The organism is Xanthomonas cissicola, assembly GCF_008801575.1.
Classification (GTDB): Bacteria; Pseudomonadota; Gammaproteobacteria; order Xanthomonadales; family Xanthomonadaceae; genus Xanthomonas; species Xanthomonas cissicola.
Genome location: NZ_VZPL01000244.1, coordinates 1 through 469, shown reverse-complemented (window position 1 = coordinate 469; position 469 = coordinate 1). Strand labels below are relative to the sequence as shown.

General features: G+C 59.7%; 1 pseudogene. It reads right to left on the bottom strand.

What is annotated here, in order from left to right:
* Positions 1–343, bottom strand: a pseudogene (locus F7R02_RS25880) (IS3 family transposase); the annotation flags it as partial.
* Positions 344–469: the final 126 nt, after the last annotated feature.

Sequence of the window (469 nt, the reverse complement as noted above, 5' to 3'; positions counted from 1 at the left end):
AGCGCGGCTTGCGGCCATAGCCCACCTGGGCACGCAGTCCCTCGGTGCGCATCAATCGATGCACCCGATGGCGACTGCAACGCTCACCCAGATCGCGTAGATCCTTGGCAATCTTGCGATGCCCATACACGCTGCCGCTAGCCAGCCAGTGGTGCTTGATCAGTCCCAACAAGCGCTCATCATCCTTGGCGCGCTCACTGTCAGGCGAGCGTAACCAGGCGGAATAACCCGCCCGGTTGACGCGCAATACCCGGCACATCGCGCACACCCTGAATTCCCTGCAATGGTCTTGCATGAACGCGTACTTTGCCCTTACCCCTTGGCAAAGTACGCGGCGGCCTTTTTAGTCGTCCCTGAAAAACCCCTGTCAAACCTCCATTGCCATGTTTGCGAGCCGCATAGTGCTTGAGCACGTTGAGGAACGCTCCCGCACCACCTGCAACCAGGCACGCAAAAAGGCGATCCAGCG